This window comes from Gemmiger formicilis (assembly GCF_016901605.1).
Taxonomy (GTDB): Bacteria; Bacillota; Clostridia; order Oscillospirales; family Ruminococcaceae; genus Gemmiger; species Gemmiger formicilis_B.
The window spans coordinates 1-220 of record NZ_JACJKP010000867.1 but is presented as its reverse complement, the minus strand read 5'-3'; the positions used below and the strand labels follow the sequence as shown (position 1 = coordinate 220).

1 protein-coding gene is annotated in these 220 nt (G+C 61.8%); it reads right to left on the bottom strand.

Going from position 1 to position 220, the window contains the following annotated elements; all coding sequences use genetic code 11:
• Positions 1 to 220 (bottom strand): dihydroxy-acid dehydratase (locus H6B10_RS19185; RefSeq protein WP_430661795.1); only part of this gene is annotated, 220 nt, incomplete at both ends.

Below are 220 nucleotides of genomic sequence, written 5' to 3'. Positions count from 1 at the left end.
TATCTCCCTCTTCGACCAAACCGATGGGGCCGCCCGAGGCAGCCTCCGGGGAAACGTGACCGATGGCGGCACCGCGGCTTGCGCCGGAGAAGCGTCCGTCGGTGATCAGCGCCAACCAGGGCGCGGTGCTGAAATAACGCGTTGAATCCAAAACACGCAGCGGTTGTGCGGCCGCTGCGTGTTTTCTTTTGCCCGGGACCCGTAAAATTTGCCAAAAGCT